General features: G+C 38.1%; 16 protein-coding genes. All 16 read left to right on the top strand.

All coding sequences use genetic code 11. The features are described from left to right. The first annotated feature begins 156 nt into the window (after nucleotides 1-156). From ACTWQM_RS04665 to ACTWQM_RS04590, 16 genes are read left to right on the top strand one after another with little or no spacing between them, the layout of a single operon-like run. Nucleotides 157-1,983, top strand: a complete 1,827-nt coding sequence (locus ACTWQM_RS04665) for a polysaccharide biosynthesis protein (RefSeq protein ID WP_443256989.1) — start codon at nucleotides 157-159, stop codon at nucleotides 1,981-1,983. Between the two features lie 15 nt (nucleotides 1,984-1,998). Next, a complete protein-coding gene (gene galU / locus ACTWQM_RS04660; RefSeq protein WP_443256988.1) occupies nucleotides 1,999-2,877 on the top strand; it encodes a UTP--glucose-1-phosphate uridylyltransferase GalU in 879 nt (292 codons plus the stop codon). A 26-nt stretch (nucleotides 2,878-2,903) separates the two neighbouring features. Continuing rightward, on the top strand, nucleotides 2,904-4,058 hold the full coding sequence (locus ACTWQM_RS04655; protein ID WP_443256987.1) for a glycosyltransferase family 4 protein: 1,155 nt from the start codon (nucleotides 2,904-2,906) through the stop codon (nucleotides 4,056-4,058). Further along, the gene (locus ACTWQM_RS04650) at nucleotides 4,043-5,161 is read left to right on the top strand and encodes a glycosyltransferase family 1 protein (RefSeq protein ID WP_443256986.1); all 1,119 of its coding nucleotides are present in this window, start codon (nucleotides 4,043-4,045) and stop codon (nucleotides 5,159-5,161) included. Before ACTWQM_RS04655 ends, ACTWQM_RS04650 begins: the two co-directional genes overlap by 16 nt. Further along, on the top strand, nucleotides 5,158-6,042 hold the full coding sequence (locus ACTWQM_RS04645) for a glycosyltransferase family 2 protein (RefSeq protein WP_443256985.1): 885 nt from the start codon (nucleotides 5,158-5,160) through the stop codon (nucleotides 6,040-6,042). The genes ACTWQM_RS04650 and ACTWQM_RS04645 overlap by 4 nt, the downstream gene beginning before the upstream one ends. 26 nt (nucleotides 6,043-6,068) lie before the next feature. Next, entirely contained in the window at nucleotides 6,069-7,145 is a 1,077-nt protein-coding gene (locus tag ACTWQM_RS04640; protein WP_443256984.1) for an EpsG family protein, read from the top strand. 19 nt (nucleotides 7,146-7,164) lie between these two features. Then, the gene (gene galE, locus ACTWQM_RS04635) at nucleotides 7,165-8,250 is read left to right on the top strand and encodes a UDP-glucose 4-epimerase GalE (RefSeq protein WP_443256983.1); all 1,086 of its coding nucleotides are present in this window, start codon (nucleotides 7,165-7,167) and stop codon (nucleotides 8,248-8,250) included. A gap of 21 nt (nucleotides 8,251-8,271) precedes the next feature. Next, the gene (locus ACTWQM_RS04630; RefSeq protein WP_443256982.1) at nucleotides 8,272-8,871 is read left to right on the top strand and encodes a sugar transferase; all 600 of its coding nucleotides are present in this window, start codon (nucleotides 8,272-8,274) and stop codon (nucleotides 8,869-8,871) included. 1 nt (nucleotide 8,872) lies between these two features. Further along, nucleotides 8,873-9,502: an acetyltransferase gene (locus tag ACTWQM_RS04625; RefSeq protein ID WP_443256981.1), complete on the top strand. Its 630-nt coding sequence runs from the start codon at nucleotides 8,873-8,875 to the stop codon at nucleotides 9,500-9,502. Between the two features lie 52 nt (nucleotides 9,503-9,554). Next, nucleotides 9,555-10,709 (top strand): DegT/DnrJ/EryC1/StrS family aminotransferase, encoded by a 1,155-nt coding sequence (locus ACTWQM_RS04620; RefSeq protein ID WP_443257092.1) that lies wholly within the window; start codon nucleotides 9,555-9,557, stop codon nucleotides 10,707-10,709. Between the two features lie 3 nt (nucleotides 10,710-10,712). Beyond that, nucleotides 10,713-11,057 carry a helix-turn-helix domain-containing protein gene (locus tag ACTWQM_RS04615; protein WP_443256980.1) on the top strand — a complete coding sequence of 115 codons (345 nt, stop codon included), beginning with the start codon at nucleotides 10,713-10,715 and terminating at the stop codon, nucleotides 11,055-11,057. A 15-nt stretch (nucleotides 11,058-11,072) separates the two neighbouring features. Continuing rightward, nucleotides 11,073-12,209, top strand: a complete 1,137-nt coding sequence (locus tag ACTWQM_RS04610) for a glycosyltransferase family 1 protein (RefSeq protein WP_443256979.1) — start codon at nucleotides 11,073-11,075, stop codon at nucleotides 12,207-12,209. Continuing rightward, nucleotides 12,181-13,359: a glycosyltransferase gene (locus ACTWQM_RS04605; RefSeq protein ID WP_443256978.1), complete on the top strand. Its 1,179-nt coding sequence runs from the start codon at nucleotides 12,181-12,183 to the stop codon at nucleotides 13,357-13,359. The genes ACTWQM_RS04610 and ACTWQM_RS04605 overlap by 29 nt, the downstream gene beginning before the upstream one ends. Nucleotides 13,360-13,374: 15 nt before the next feature. Then, nucleotides 13,375-14,412 (top strand): glycosyltransferase family 2 protein, encoded by a 1,038-nt coding sequence (locus ACTWQM_RS04600; RefSeq protein WP_443256977.1) that lies wholly within the window; start codon nucleotides 13,375-13,377, stop codon nucleotides 14,410-14,412. Then, nucleotides 14,409-15,584, top strand: a complete 1,176-nt coding sequence (locus ACTWQM_RS04595; RefSeq protein WP_443256976.1) for a CDP-glycerol glycerophosphotransferase family protein — start codon at nucleotides 14,409-14,411, stop codon at nucleotides 15,582-15,584. Before ACTWQM_RS04600 ends, ACTWQM_RS04595 begins: the two co-directional genes overlap by 4 nt. Further along, on the top strand, nucleotides 15,571-15,987 hold the full coding sequence (locus ACTWQM_RS04590; RefSeq protein ID WP_443256975.1) for an adenylyltransferase/cytidyltransferase family protein: 417 nt from the start codon (nucleotides 15,571-15,573) through the stop codon (nucleotides 15,985-15,987). Before ACTWQM_RS04595 ends, ACTWQM_RS04590 begins: the two co-directional genes overlap by 14 nt. Nucleotides 15,988-15,989 lie beyond the last annotated feature (2 nt).

Below are 15,989 nucleotides of genomic sequence, written 5' to 3'. Positions count from 1 at the left end.
GGTGGTGTGGTGTGAGGACGGGTTAAATGCCCATACATACATAACTTTAGCAGTTAAGAAAGTATAAATACTTTCTTACTGCATAAGCGCAACTAAGGCTTGGCGATAAGCCAAGTTTTCTAAAATTTATCATCCTTAATAGAAAGGAGGACATGTATGACGTACCGGCAGCGATTATCTCTGTTTATCATTATTGACTCGTGTATTGTATTATCAGCTATATTTATTAGCAGCTTCCTCGTTAATGCCAGTATTCATGTTATAACCTTACCGTTAACGGTAATTTCACTAGCAATATTGCTGTGTCATTACTTTTTCTCTATAAAATACAAACTCTACAAAAAAGTCTGGGAATATGCCAGTACCAAAGAATTACTGATTATCTTTAAAATTGTATCTTACTCTATTCTCACCGCTGTTATTATTCAGCTAACTTTTCTGCAAGAAATTTCTTTTAGACTATTAGCTGTTACATGGCTGCTTGATATGTTCCTAATAGGTGGTTCACGATTTGTATGGCGATTATACCGTGACACGGTTATGAATAAGCAGGACAATAAAACCAGGACATTAATTATTGGAGCAGGATCAGCAGGGACAATGGTTGCAAGACAGCTGTTAAAGCATAATGAGGGTAACCTTTTACCAATTGCTTTTATTGATGATGATATTAGAAAACATCAGCTTGACATTCTCGGACTCCCAGTTGTAGGTGGAGTGAAACGGATAGCAGAATGTGTGGAAGAATTTGAGATTGATAATATCATTATCTCGATTCCCTCCCTTAGTAAAAAAGACCTGAACATCATTTTTCAGGAGTGTGCCAAGACAAAAGCCCAAACGAAAATTCTTCCACTACTGGAGGATTTGATCACAGGGAAAGTTTCCGTTAATCAATTTCGTGATGTTCAGGTAGAAGACTTGCTCGGGCGAGAGTCTGTGGAAATGGATATCGAGAGCATTTCAGACAGCATTAGAGATAAAGTTGTAATGGTAACAGGTGCTGGAGGTTCTATCGGATCTGAAATTTCTAGACAAATTTCGGAATTTAACCCAAGACAGCTTATTTTGCTTGGTCATGGTGAGAACAGCATCTATACGATTGAAATGGAGCTCAAGGATAAATTTAAAAATGGGAGAATAGATTTTGTAACAGAAATAGCTGAGATACAGGATGCTAAAAAGATGATGTCGGTTGTCAGTACATATAATCCTGATGTTATCTATCATGCTGCAGCACATAAACATGTTCCTCTAATGGAACGTAACCCCGAAGAAGCCGTTAAGAATAATATAATCGGAACAACAAATATTGCGCAGGCCGCTCATTTAAATAAGGTTGACACATTCGTAATGGTGTCAACAGATAAAGCCGTTAATCCAACAAGTGTTATGGGTGCATCAAAAAGACTTGCTGAAATGGTCATCCAAAACATGGATCAAAATAGCAATACAAAGTTTGTTGCGGTCAGGTTCGGCAATGTATTAGGAAGTCGCGGAAGTGTTATTCCACTATTTAAAAAGCAAATTGAAAAAGGTGGCCCGGTTACAGTTACCCACCCTGAAATGGTTCGATATTTCATGACGATCCCTGAAGCATCGAGATTGGTTATTCAAGCCGGTGCATTGGCAAGAGGAGGAGAAATCTTTGTTCTGGATATGGGAGATCCTGTGAAGATAGTTGAGCTTGCCAGAAATCTTATCAAACTATCGGGTAATTCCATTGCTGAAATTGGAATAGAATTTACTGGGATAAGACCAGGTGAGAAACTTTTTGAAGAATTATTAAAGGAAGATGAAGTTAACGAGAAGCAAGTGTATTCCAAGATTTATATCGGAAAAACCACAAGTGTTTATGTAGAAGATATTGAAGAGATTGTTTCAAGTTATTCCAAATTAGAAAGAGATATGCTCAGGAAGAAATTAATAAATCTCGCAAATAATGATGTTGTTCAGCAACAAAGAAAAGCTATTTCATTATAAAGGGGGCAAAACAAAATGAAAGTAAAAAAAGCCATTATACCAGCGGCAGGATTAGGAACAAGATTTCTCCCGGCAACGAAGGCAATGCCAAAAGAAATGCTGCCAATTGTTGATAAGCCAACGATTCAATACATTGTTGAAGAAGCCATTGAATCAGGAATTGAAGATATTATTATCGTAACAGGTAAAGGCAAAAGAGCTATTGAGGATCACTTTGATAATTCGTTTGAACTGGAGCAAAATTTGTTCGAAAAAGGGAAGTTCGACTTATTAAGTGAAGTACAAAAATCCTCCAAAATGGTGGGTATTCATTATATTCGTCAAAAGGAACCAAAAGGCCTTGGCCACGCAATCTGGTGTGCACGTAAATTCATCGGAAATGAACCTTTTGCCGTTCTGTTGGGAGATGACATCGTTAAATCTGAAACACCATGCCTCAAGCAATTAATGAATCAGTATAATCGCTACAGCGCCTCCATCTTAGGCGTACAAACCGTTAAAGATGAAGATGTCTCCAGGTATGGAATAGTAGACGGGAGCATGATAGAAAACCATCTCTATAATATTCATAGCCTAGTTGAGAAACCAAAACAGGAAAATGCGCCATCCAATCTGGCTATCTTAGGCCGATACATACTAAGCCCGCAAATCTTCGAAATTCTCGGTAACCAAAAGCCAGGAACCGGCGATGAGATACAGCTGACAGATGCTATCGCAGAGCTTAATAAGCACGAGACGGTTTATGCATATGATTTTGAAGGGAAGCGCTATGATGTTGGAGAAAAGATGGGATTTATCCAAACAACTCTAGAATTAGCATTGGACCGGGAAGATTTGCGTAAAGACTTATTGGATTATCTTTCAACAGTTGTCGAAACAGAATTAACAAAATAGAAACAATAGCGAAAGGGGGGATGTTCATGACGAAAAAAATACTGTACTGTGCGACAGTTGATTATCATTTCAAAGCTTTTCATTTGCCTTATATGAAGTGGTTTAAAGAACAGGGGTGGGATGTTGATGTTGCTGCAGCGGGAAACATAAATTTACCTTACACGGATAATCAATATAATATTCCAATTGAACGATCCCCTTTTAGCAAATTAAACATTGAAGCCTATAAGCAGTTAAAGAAGGTTATGAGTAAGAATAAATATTCCATTATTCATTGTCACACCCCCTTAGGAGGAGTGCTGACCCGGCTCGCTGCTAAGCAGACAAGAAAACAAGGAACAAAGGTGATCTATACAGCACATGGATTTCATTTCTGTAAAGGTGCACCACTTATTAACTGGCTTATCTATTATCCAATTGAAAAGTATTTATCTCGTTACACGGATAGTTTAATCACTATTAATCAGGAAGATTATAATATTGCCACTAAACATCGTTTTAAAGCAGAACGAACAGAACAAATTCATGGTGTAGGAGTAGATACCGTACGTTATAAACCAATCGATGAAAATAAACGGACAGAACTGAAAAAGTCATTTGGCTATCATGCCGATGACTTTTTGTTATTTTATGCTGCTGAGTTTAATAAAAATAAAAATCAGCAATTTCTCCTTCGCTCATTAGCTTTACTAAAAGAGAAAGTTCCAAATGCAAAGCTACTGCTTGCTGGAGAAGGAGCTTTATTAGAGGACTGCCAGCAATTAGCAAATACCCTTGGAATAAGCCATATGGTTGATTTCCTTGGCTTTCGAAAGGATATTGATCAGCTGCTGCCAATGTGTGATATAGCAGTTGCATCAAGCTACAGAGAAGGCCTCCCCGTCAATGTCATGGAGGCAATGGCCTGTGGTCTTCCTGTCGTAGCAGTTGACAATAGAGGACATAGAGAACTTGTTCAAAATAATAAAACAGGCTGGTTATTAGCTGATTGGGAGCCGCTGGCATTTGCTAATAAAATAATAGCCCTGTCAAGCGCGGTCAATATGAAGGGTCAGCTCGGACAAAATGGAAGGAATGCAATTATCTCGAAGTATTCTATAAATAAGGTATTGGCTGAGAAGGAAATAATTTATCGATCCTATATGGAGGAAGAGGGGGAACCTGTATGGGCAGCCCATTAAGGGTATTACATGTTGTCGTTAATATGAACAGAGGTGGAGCTGAAACCCTAATCATGAACCTCTACCGAAACATAGATCGCACAAAGGTACAATTTGATTTTTTAACGTGCAAAAAGGGGGCCTTTGATTCCGAAATAATAAGCATGGGTGGAAAGATTCATCGTATCCCATATGTTACGGAGGTTGGGCATATTGGTTTTAATCGTGCATTAAAACAATTTCTGAAAAAACACCATGAGTACAAAATTATCCATTCCCACATGGATAAGATGAGCGGATTTGTGTTAAGAGCTGCTAAAAAAGTGAACATCCCGGTAAGAATTGCTCATAGTCATAGTACGGAGAGTGAGGGGGGATTTGCATCAAGGTTTTATAAGTGGTACGCAGGGAGCCACATTAATTCATGCGCGAATCATTTGTATGCTTGTTCTCATGCTGCTGCTAACTGGTTATTTAAAAATAAATCTGAAAAGGCATATATCCTGAAAAATGGCATTGAAACAGAAAAATATCACTATACACAGAAAACTTATTACAACATCAGAAAAGAGTTTCAAATTGAGAAAGACACGTTGGTTCTGGGCCATGTTGGAAGATTTTCAGCACCTAAAAACCACCTTTTTTTATTAGAAATTTTTGCTGGAATAAATAAAAAAGTGCCAAACTCAGTTTTATTATTAGCTGGAGATGGACCCTTAAAACCAAAGATTGAGGAAAAAATAAGAGCATTAAATTTGGATGGAAAAGTGAAATTACTTGGAGTAAGGCAGGATATACATCGATTGCTTAAAGCTTTTGATATGTTTATTTTTCCTTCTTTATATGAAGGCTTACCTGTAACTCTAATAGAGGCACAGGGTACAGGACTGCCATGTTTGATTTCTGATACGATAACAAAGGAAGTTGATATGGATGTCGGTCTTGTGGAACGTCTTCCTTTAACTGATAAAAATAATTGGATGAATTGTATATTAAAGATAAAAGCAGGGGTTAAAACGAGAGTTATAGATCAAAATGCCTTATCTAAAAAAGGCTATGACATAAGGGAGACAGCTAGGCAGACACAAGCATCCTATCTGGCATTAGGAGATGAGGTTATATGAAACAGCTAACTGTATTCACTCCTTCCTATAACCGAGCATATTGTCTCCATGTTTGTTACGAAAGTCTGAAACGACAGTCATGTAAAGACTTTATTTGGCTAATTGTTGATGACGGATCAACGGATGATACGGAAGGGCTGGTTAAGACGTGGATCAAGGAAGGCATCCTTGAAATAAACTATTACCGTCAAGAAAATCAAGGAATGCATGGTGCACATAACACCGCATATGAACTGATAAAGACGGAATTAAATGTTTGTATTGATTCAGATGATTACATGCCAGATGATGCGGTTGAAAAGGTTCTATCATTCTGGAAAAAGTATGGAAGTAATAAAGTTAGTGGCATTATTGGTCTGGATGTCTTCAACAATAATAAAATAGTCGGTACTAAATTACCGAAGCATATAAAATATTCAACGTTATTTGACCTGTATAACAAATATGGTGTAACAGGTGACAAAAAGTTGGTTTATAGGACAACATTAACAAAAAATTACCCATATCCTATCTTTAGGGGCGAGAAATATGTTGGGCTTGCATACAAATATTATATGCTCGATAAGGATTACCGAATGTTACTGATGAATGAAGCCATCTGCTCTGTTGAATATCTTCCAGATGGATCTTCCCGCAATATGTTTCATCAATACAGGAATAATCCAAATGGCTTTTCCTTTTATCGTAAAGAATTAATGAACCTACCATTTACGAGTTTTGTATTTAAATTTAAGCAAGCAATCCATTATGTATCCAGCAGTTTATTAGGCCGAAATTGGTCATTTTTACAAGAAACGCCAAGTAAAATGCTTACTATCCCGGCGTTGCCAATAGGAATTCTATTATATCTATATATAAAAACCAAAACGAGAACAGTTTAATGTTTTAGATTGAAAGGAAACTTAAGATGACAATTCTATGGATAAACCTTGCCATTGTATTCAGTTTTTCTCTATTTGCACGTCACTTTGCGTCCCCTGCACGAAGAATTGAATCACCTGTTCCTATCAAACCGAATAAAGTACTGATGTTTGGTGCATTAGCATCATTAGTGCTTGTTTCAGGGCTTCGCTCAAATATTGGAGATACATTTGTTTATAGGAGAATATTCGAGGAAAGTGATTTTTCATGGGAATATATCAAATCCCATGGTGATATGGGGTTTGGCGTATTACAGAGAATGCTGAAGAACTATATATCAGAAGATCCGCAAATTATGATCTTTACTGCAGCTTTAATAACAAACGTGCTTATTGTAATGGTTTTATATAATTATTCCAGGATGATAGAGATTAGCCTATACGTTTATATAACCGGTGGGCTATTTTTAGTATCAATGAATGGAATAAGACAGGTGCTTGCAGCAGCAATTGCCTTCACAGCCACAAAGTTTTTAATTGAAGGAAGCTTTGTAAAGTATGCGTTGATTATTATTTTGGCTTCTTTATTTCATCAGAGTGCACTTATTTTATTGCCAATCTACTTTTTAGTAAGGTATAAAGCATGGTCAAAAGCTACCGTAGCATTGCTGATAATTTCTGTGTTTATTGTTGTTGGATTTGAGTACTTTTCATCATTATTGTTTTCAGCGCTGGAAGATACGCAGTACGGTCATTACCAAAGCTTTTCTGAAGGTGGAGCTAACTTTCTGAGGGTTGCGGTAGCAGCAGCCCCAATAGGTATTGCCTATTTAGGCAGAGATAAACTGAGGCGCATATTCCCTGAAAGTGATTATATCGTAAATATGGCGATACTTGGATTGGTATTTATGATTATATCAACCCAAAATTGGATTTTTGCCAGGGTTTCCATTTACTTTGATCTATACCATATAATTCTTATTTCATGGGTTGTAAAAGTGTTTACTAAAAAGGATCAGAAATTTATCTATTTTGGAATTGTTGCATGTTACCTTGCTTATTATTTCTTTGAGAATGTTATTAACCTCAATATTATGTATAGAAGTGACTACCTAATTTGGTAGCTGAAAGGGGGAGAGTTTAATGGCTATTCTTGTAACAGGTGGAGCAGGATATATCGGAAGTCATACTTGTGTGGAGCTTCTTAATGAGGGTTACGAAATCATTGTCCTGGATAATTTATCGAATAGTAATGATGAAGCGTTAAGGCGGGTAAAAGAAATTACAGGAAAACAGTTTAAAGCATACAATATTGATTTACTGGATAAAGAACACGTTACGAATGTGTTTAAGGAAAACAAAATTGATTCAGTCATTCATTTTGCGGGTTTAAAAGCAGTTGGTGAGTCAGTTAGCGACCCGCTTCGCTATTATAAAAACAATGTTACAGGAACTATTACATTGTGTGAAGTGATGCAACAATTTGAAGTAAAAAAACTTGTGTTCAGTTCATCAGCGACTGTATACGGAGCTTCGGGTAACAACATACCTATTACAGAAGAAGCAAGGATTGGAGCGACAAATCCATACGGTCGTACAAAGCACATGATTGAGGAAATTTTGCAGGATGTATATCGTTCAGACAACGAATGGAGTATTGCTTTACTAAGATACTTTAATCCAATTGGAGCTCATAAGACTGGTCGTATTGGAGAAGATCCGAGTGGTATTCCAAACAATTTAATGCCATATATAGCACAGGTTGCGGTTGGGAAAAGACAGGAACTACAGGTGTTTGGGAATGATTATCCAACAAGAGATGGAACAGGAGTCAGAGATTATATCCATGTAGATGATTTAGCTGCTGGTCACATAAAAGCCTTGAAAAAAATTCAGATTACCAATGGTGTAGATGCGTTCAATCTTGGGACCGGTAAAGGTTATAGCGTACTGGAAATGGTCAATGCATTTGAAAGGGCTACAAATCAGAAAGTCCCGTACCGTATGGAAGAAAGGCGTCCAGGTGATGCTGCAATATGTTATGCAAACCCTTCAAAGGCAAGGAAACTACTCGGCTGGCAGCCAACCCGAGACATAGATGTTATGTGTGAAGATACATGGCGGTGGCAATATAATAATCCGAATGGTTACGAAATAGTTAAGGAAACAAATAAAGCAAGTAAATCTCCGGTGCAGCAACATGCAGCGGATTTTTTAATGCCTAAATAATCTCCTGGGAGTGAGAGGTGAATGAAACGTCTGTTGGATAGTGTCATGTCGATAGTGATTGTTACATTGTTTTCTCCATTAATTATTGTATTGGCGATAGTTATTCGGATTCGAATGGGAAAACCGATATTGTTTAAACAAAAGCGTCCCGGATTAAACGGCAAACCCTTTTATCTTTATAAATTCAGGACAATGACGAACGGATTTTATCATAATAGTAAGCAATTATCTGATGATGTCAGGCTAACACCACTAGGGAAATTTCTTAGGAAGTATAGCCTGGATGAATTCCCGCAGTTGTTCAATGTTTTAAAAGGAGATATGAGCTTAGTTGGACCCAGGCCATTATTGATGGAGTACTTACCGCTTTACACGAAGGAGCAATCCTTACGTCACACCGTGAAACCAGGCATTACTGGCTGGGCGCAAATAAATGGCAGAAATGCAATCACCTGGGAAGAAAAGTTCAGACTTGATGCGTGGTATGTCGTAAACCGAACACTATTTCTTGACTGCAGAATTCTGCTGAAAACTTTTTTGAAAGTAGTCAAAAAAGAAGGTATCACAGGCAGGGATTCTGTTACGATGGAAAAATTTAATGGCACGAAAGAGGTGCTTTAGCATGAGTGTCATTATTATAGGCGATGGTGGACATAGCAGAGTCATACAGGAGATGTTATTTCCTAATGTGAAGTATCAAGTCACTGCTATTTTAGATGATAAGCAAAAACGCGGATTTAAACAAAATGGCATTATTTATGCACCGATAGCGTACTTAGCTAAATTACTTCAACAGGATACCCGAGTCGTGGTTGCTATTGGAGGAAATAAGATAAGAAAGAAGATAGCAGACCAAGTAAATTTACTTCCAGAGCAATTTTTATCAGTAATTCATTCAACAGCGGTTGTCAGCAGGTCTGCTGCAATTGGCTATGGAACTGTGATTATGCCAAATGCAGTTATTAATGCAAATGCCAAAATAGGGATGCACTGTATTATCAACACAGGAGCAGTGATTGAACATGACAACAATATCGGTGACTACACACATATTTCACCAAACGCAACGTTGACAGGGAATGTTACATCAGGTGAAGGGGTTCATGTTGGGTCAACGGCTACAATAATCCCTGGAAAGCATCTTGGCAGCTGGTCCGTAATTGGTGCAGGATCTACAGTGATAGAACATATACCAGCATATAGTAAGGCTGTAGGAAGCCCGACAAGAATAATCGAACGGATTATGATTTAGAAAAGGTGGTGGTTGTTTGACTAAGTCGAGAATTAATTTATCTCTCCCACACATGAGTGGCAGGGAGCAACAGTATATCAATGAAGCATTTGAAACAAATTGGATAGCGCCTTTAGGGCCTAACGTGGATGCGTTTGAAAAAGAAATAGCAGAAAAAGTTGGAGTCAAAGATGCTGCAGCCGTAAGTTCGGGCACTGCTGCTATTCATTTGGCTCTTTCTTTATTAGATGTAACAAAGGATGATTATGTTTTTTGTTCAACTTTTACATTTGTAGCAAGTGCAAATCCGATTTTGTATCAAGGAGCAAATCCAGTTTTTATTGATTCAGAACCTGAGTCATGGAACATGTCACCACAAGCACTTGAAAGGGCGATGCAAGAAGCATCACTTGCTGGAAGGCTGCCAAAGGCCGTAATTGTAGTGAATTTGTATGGCCAAAGCTCTAAGATGGATGAACTTCTGGAGATTTGTGACGCATATGATGTGCCTATTATCGAGGATGCAGCTGAATCACTTGGAACGACCTATAAAGGAAAAGCCAGTGGTACATTCGGCAAATTTGGCATCTATTCCTTTAATGGGAATAAGATTATTACCACATCAGGTGGAGGCATGCTTATATCGAATGATGCTGAGGCCATACAGCGATCAAGATTCCTGGCAAGTCAGGCACGTGATCACGCTCCACACTATCAGCATAGCACGGTCGGATTTAATTATCGGATGAGTAACCTATTAGCCGGGGTTGGCAGGACACAGTTACAAGTACTTGACGACCGCGTTTCTGCAAGAAGAAGCATTTATGAAATCTACAATCAGGGGCTTGCTAACCTTCCAGGGATTTCGTTTATGCCGGAATTGGAAGAAACCAGGATGAATCGTTGGCTTACAACCTTAACCATTGATGAACAAGAAGCAGGGGTTACGGTAAAAGAATTGTTAGCTGCCCTTCATCATGAAAACATCGAAGCCCGTCCTGTATGGAAGCCACTTCATATGCAGCCACTCTTCAAAGAAGCAAATTACTATCCTCACGAGGGAAATGAACATGTAGCTGAACAGCTATTTTCCACAGGGATTTGTCTCCCGTCCGGGTCAAACCTGACAGATGACGATCAGCAGCGAGTTATACGATGCGTTCAGGATAAGCTTCGTAAAACCGACCGAAATAAACATTATTTTATCTTAGGAAAACATGAGGTATAAACTATGATAGGAGCAAAAATTCAAAGCATACGTAAACAGAAAGGACTCAGTTTATCTGAGTGTGCCCAGCGAGCAACAATATCAAAATCATATTTAAGTAATATTGAGCGAGGTCTCAATCAAAACCCTTCAATCCAGATTATTGAACGAATCGCAACCGTTTTGGACGCAGACCTTCGAACATTATTAGGCACAAAACCAGTTGATGATCTATTACCGGAAAATGAATGGCTGGAGTTTGTTGAGGAACTGAAGGAGTCAGGAGTTGATAAAGGTGAGCTCCAGAAATATAAGACAGTTATTGAATTTGCTAAATGGCAGAATGACAAATTTGGAAAGAAGACGTGAAAAGAGGATAACAAAATGAGGATTCTTCACGTTGTCGGGGCAATGAACAGAGCAGGAACAGAAACAATGCTGATGAATATTTACAGAAATGTAGACCACGAGAAAGTACAGTTTGATTTTATTTCATATAGTAATCAAGATGCTCACTATGACGATGAAATCAAAAATCGCGGCGGAAGAGTTATTAAGCTATCAAAGACCAATTCGATAAAAGAAATCTATCATGCCATTAAAAAATATGGACCATATGACGCTGTTCATGCACATACATTGTTTCATTGTGGAATTGCTGTAATTGCTGCCTATTTAGCTGGTGTCAAAATCAGGATTTCACACGCACATACAACGATGGACAGCAGTAACAGTCTTACAAGAAAGGTCTATATAACAGCAATGCAATTCACCATCAATCGTTTCTCTACAAATTTACTGGCTTGCAGCAGTGGAGCAGGTACGTATTTATTTGGGAACAAGGGGTTAGCGAAATCGAAGTATTCGTACTTCCCTAATGCGATCGAGTATTTAAGATTCCTGGTAAATCCGCAAAAGAAGGTCACGACATTTAAAGTAAAGGAAGGCTTAGGAAAGAGCATCGTAATTGGTCATATTGGCAGGTTTATAGAAGCAAAGAATCACATGTTTATAGTGGAAATTATGAAGCATGTCATCAAAAGAGACCCCACTATTAAACTATTATTAGTAGGAGATGGAGATTTAAGACAGCAAATAGAAGAAAAGGCCGAACAGGAAGGAATCCTTGAAAATATACGATTTACAGGGATAAGAAATGACATATCCACCATATTGCATAGCATGGATGTATTTATTTTTCCATCCCATTATGAAGGATTGGGTCTGGTGTTGCTTGAAGCGCAAGCATGTGGATTGCCCGCCGTGGTATCAGAAGCTATCCAGCCAGAAGCGGATTTGGGAATAGGTTTACTAGCAAAGCTTTCATTAGCTGATGGACCTGATATTTGGGCAGGCAGAATAGTTGAATTGGCAGGTCAGAAAGAAAAGAACACCTATAATATCATAAATGGATTTGAAAAAAGCGGGTATTCCTTAAAACGAGCAATAGACACGTTGACAGCTATATATCAATCCAGCTCAGGAGGACAATATGAAAGAGATATTAATCGCCAGCTTTGATATGGAGGTTGGAGGCGTTGAAAGAAGTCTGATAAGCATGTTAGATAATTTTGATTACAGCAGAAGCCATATCGATCTTATGCTATACAGTCATACTGGTGACTTAATCGATCTGCTCCCTGATGAAGCAAATTTACTGGAAGAGTCAAATGCCTATAAGACCTTTCGAATGCCGATTGGGCAAATCTTAAAATCTGGCAAAGTAACACTAGGTCTGACAAGGCTAATGGCAAAGTATAAAGCAAATAAGAGCAGCGTGTCAGAACCAGGATATAGGCAAATGCAATTTATGTGGAAATACGCATTGCCATTTCTGCCAAGCTTGGAAAAGAAATACGATACTGCAATCAGCTATTTATGGCCGCATTACGTTGTAGCAGAGAAGGTAGAAGCCAAGACAAAGATAGCCTGGATACATACTGATTTTTCAACAGTAGAAACGGATATAAACATGGATTTAAACATGTGGCGCAAATTTAACTATATTGCAGCAGTATCCGTAGCGTGTAAAAACGCATTTATCAAAAAATACCCCAGCTTAAAAGAGAGGGTTATTGTTATCGAGAACATCGCATCACCAGAGATTGTGAAAGCATTATCCAATGAGAAAGTTGAAAATCCGATGACAGCTGATCCGCGATTCAAACTGATAACAGTAGCAAGACTTTCGCATGCAAAAGGAATTGATAATGCAGTGAGGGCTTTAAAGCTACTTAAGGATAGAGGTTATGTTGATATTTCCTGGTATGTTGTTGGTTATGGTGGCGATCAGGAAATGCTGGAGAAGTTAATTGCGGAAAATGGTTTACAAGACAGTTTCATTTTATTGGGGAAACAAACCAATCCATATACTTATTTAAAAGAAGCAGATCTTTATGTTCAGCCATCCCGATATGAAGGAAAGGCCGTAACGGTTGGGGAAGCTCAGATACTTAGTATGCCGGTGCTAATAACCAATTATCCAACCGCGGAAAGCCAGGTGAATGATGGGGTTGACGGAATGATTTGCGACTTATCAGTTGAAGGTATAGCAGATGGAATAGAAATGTTATACAGCGATAAGGCATTGCGAGATAGACTCGCAGCGAACTGTAGCAGCATCAATTTTCATAATGGCAAGGAACTCGAAAAACTATACGAATTAATATAGAGGGGGCAATACAGGATGCAAAAGGGAAAAGTTAGCGTTATTGTCCCAATCTATAAGGTGGAAAAATATATCCATCGCTGCATCGAAAGTATTCTTAACCAAACATACTTTAACTTAGAGGTCATCCTTGTAGATGATGGTTCTCCAGATAATTGTGGAGCTATTGCAGCTAATTATAAAAAATCAGACCCCCGGATAAAGGTGATTCACAAGGAAAACGGAGGTTTATCTGACGCAAGAAATCATGGAATGAAGCATGCGACAGGTGAATTTACTATGTTTGTTGATAGTGATGATTGGCTGGAAAATAACATGGTTGAAAACCTGATTAACTGTAGCCTGGCATATCAAGCTGATGTTGTTCAATCAGCTTTTTATTATGCTCATAACGATAAATTACTTTTGGATAATAGGCATCATCACAAAAATGATACTCCAACACAACTGGATAATAGAAAGCTAATGTATGAGTTAGTTATTAATGAACGGGTGAAGAATTTTGCCTGGGGTAAGCTTTATAAAACAAAGCTGATCAACGATATTCCATTTCAAAAAGGGGTATTATTTGAAGATGTATTTTGGGCACACCAAGTGATGCATCGGGTTGAAAAATTTGTGCTTTTGCATAAGCCACTATATTACTATTATCACCGGGATGATAGCATCGTAGCAACCTACACCCCAAGAAACCTCGATCTCATTATGGGGTTAAAGGAAAGGCATCTATTTATCGAGAAGTTTCATCAGGGGCTAACAGATGAGTCCTATAAGGCTATATTAAAAATGAGCTTTATTCATTATAATCTGTTGCTGTTTAACAGAGAGAAGGATAAAAACGGGGTGCATCGAAAAGAAATACAATCCTACATAACTGACAACTACAAAGAGCTGAGAAGAGCAGTAATAGACGACAAAGCGTTAAAAAAGCAATTATATTTATTTTCCCTCCATCCTTATTTAAATGTTCTTTTTCCTGGAGTAAGGAAAGTGATGAGGACGGCGAGAATATTGCCTAAACCAGTTGGACTAAAGCAGGAGGTGTCATCTGAATGAAGAAATGGATCGCGTTAATCATTATTTATCTATGTAACTATCTTCCGATTAAACAGAACAAGGTATTCTTATTTAGTTATTATGGAAGTCAGTATGGATGCAGTCCAAAGTATATTACCGATTATATGATGCGGTATTACCCAAAAGGTCGATTTGACGTTGTCTGGGCCTTTAATGACCCGGATTCCAAAAAACACCTGGACCATGTGAAAAAAGTGAAGATCATGTCATTACAATATTTTTATGAATTGTGCACATCAAAAGTGGTCATTACAAATTATCGAACCACCGGCTTATTTATTAAGCGAAAGAAGCAGTATTACATTCAAACCTGGCACAGCTCACTTCGATTGAAGCATATTGAAAAAGATGCGGAATCTGTGCTCCCATCAAGCTATGTCAAAATGGCGAAGAAAGACTCGGTAAAATGTGATCTATTATTATCCGGGTGTAAGTACAGCACAGCTATTTTCAAACGTTCCTTCTGGTATGGTGGAGAAATTTTCGAGCATGGAACACCAAGGAATGACTTATTATTTCAGCGTAATCCAGACAAGAGAGCGGATGTGTTGGAAAAGTTACATGTAAATCCTGATTCTAAAGTATTGTTATATGCACCAACATTTAGAAAAAATAAAAGCCTGGAAGCTTATAATATTGACTGGTCCCGGTTAGTACGCCAGCTCGAAAGCAGATTTGGTAATGAGTGGACAATATTGGTTAAACTCCATCCACACTTAACCGCAGAATCAGGCAAACTTATTTATGGAGATCATGTGAAGGATGTTACGTCATACGACGATATACAGGAGTTACTGCTAACAGCAGATGTGCTAATTTCCGACTACTCTTCACTAATATTTGATTATTCGATAACCAAACGGCCATGTTTTCTCTATGTACCGGATTTAGAGGAATATACAAGACAGGACAGAAAGCTGTATTTTGATATAACAGACCTTCCGTTTATTAGTGCAACAAGCAACAATGACCTTTTAGAAAAAGTTGCAACATTTGATTACGTAACATATCGAAAAGAAATAGAAAAGTTCCTCTATAAGATTGGCAGTTTCGAGGACGGAAATGCAAGCAAACAATTGGTGAAACGGATCGATCGTATTTGCCATGGCCAAAAAGGGAAAAGGAGTGAAGAAATATATGAAGCAGTATAAAGTCGGCTATACAACAGGGGTATTTGATTTATTTCATGTTGGCCACCTGAACATTTTAAAGAAGGCAAAAGAAAAATGCGAATTTCTCATTGTAGGGGTAAGTACAGATGAGTTAGTAAGGGACTACAAAAATAAGCAACCCATTATCCCTTATGAGGAAAGAATAGAAATTGTAGAAGGAATTAAATATGTCGATGAAGCAGTACCACAGAAAGACAGAGATAAATATCGAGCTTGGGAGCATTTACTTTTTGACGTCATGTTTGTCGGTGACGATTGGAAAGGAAATGCTCTTTTTAATGAACTGGAAAAAAAGTTTAACAAAAAAGGGGTCGACATCGTCTATTTTCCCTATACAAAGGGTGTCTCGTCGACGATTGTGAAGCAGAAGGTTGAGTTGTAAGG

This window comes from Virgibacillus sp. L01, from assembly GCF_052246775.1.
Taxonomy (GTDB): Bacteria; Bacillota; Bacilli; order Bacillales; family Amphibacillaceae; genus Lentibacillus.
Note: the sequence above shows the minus strand (reverse complement) of the source record. Positions and strands in the feature narration are given on the sequence as shown.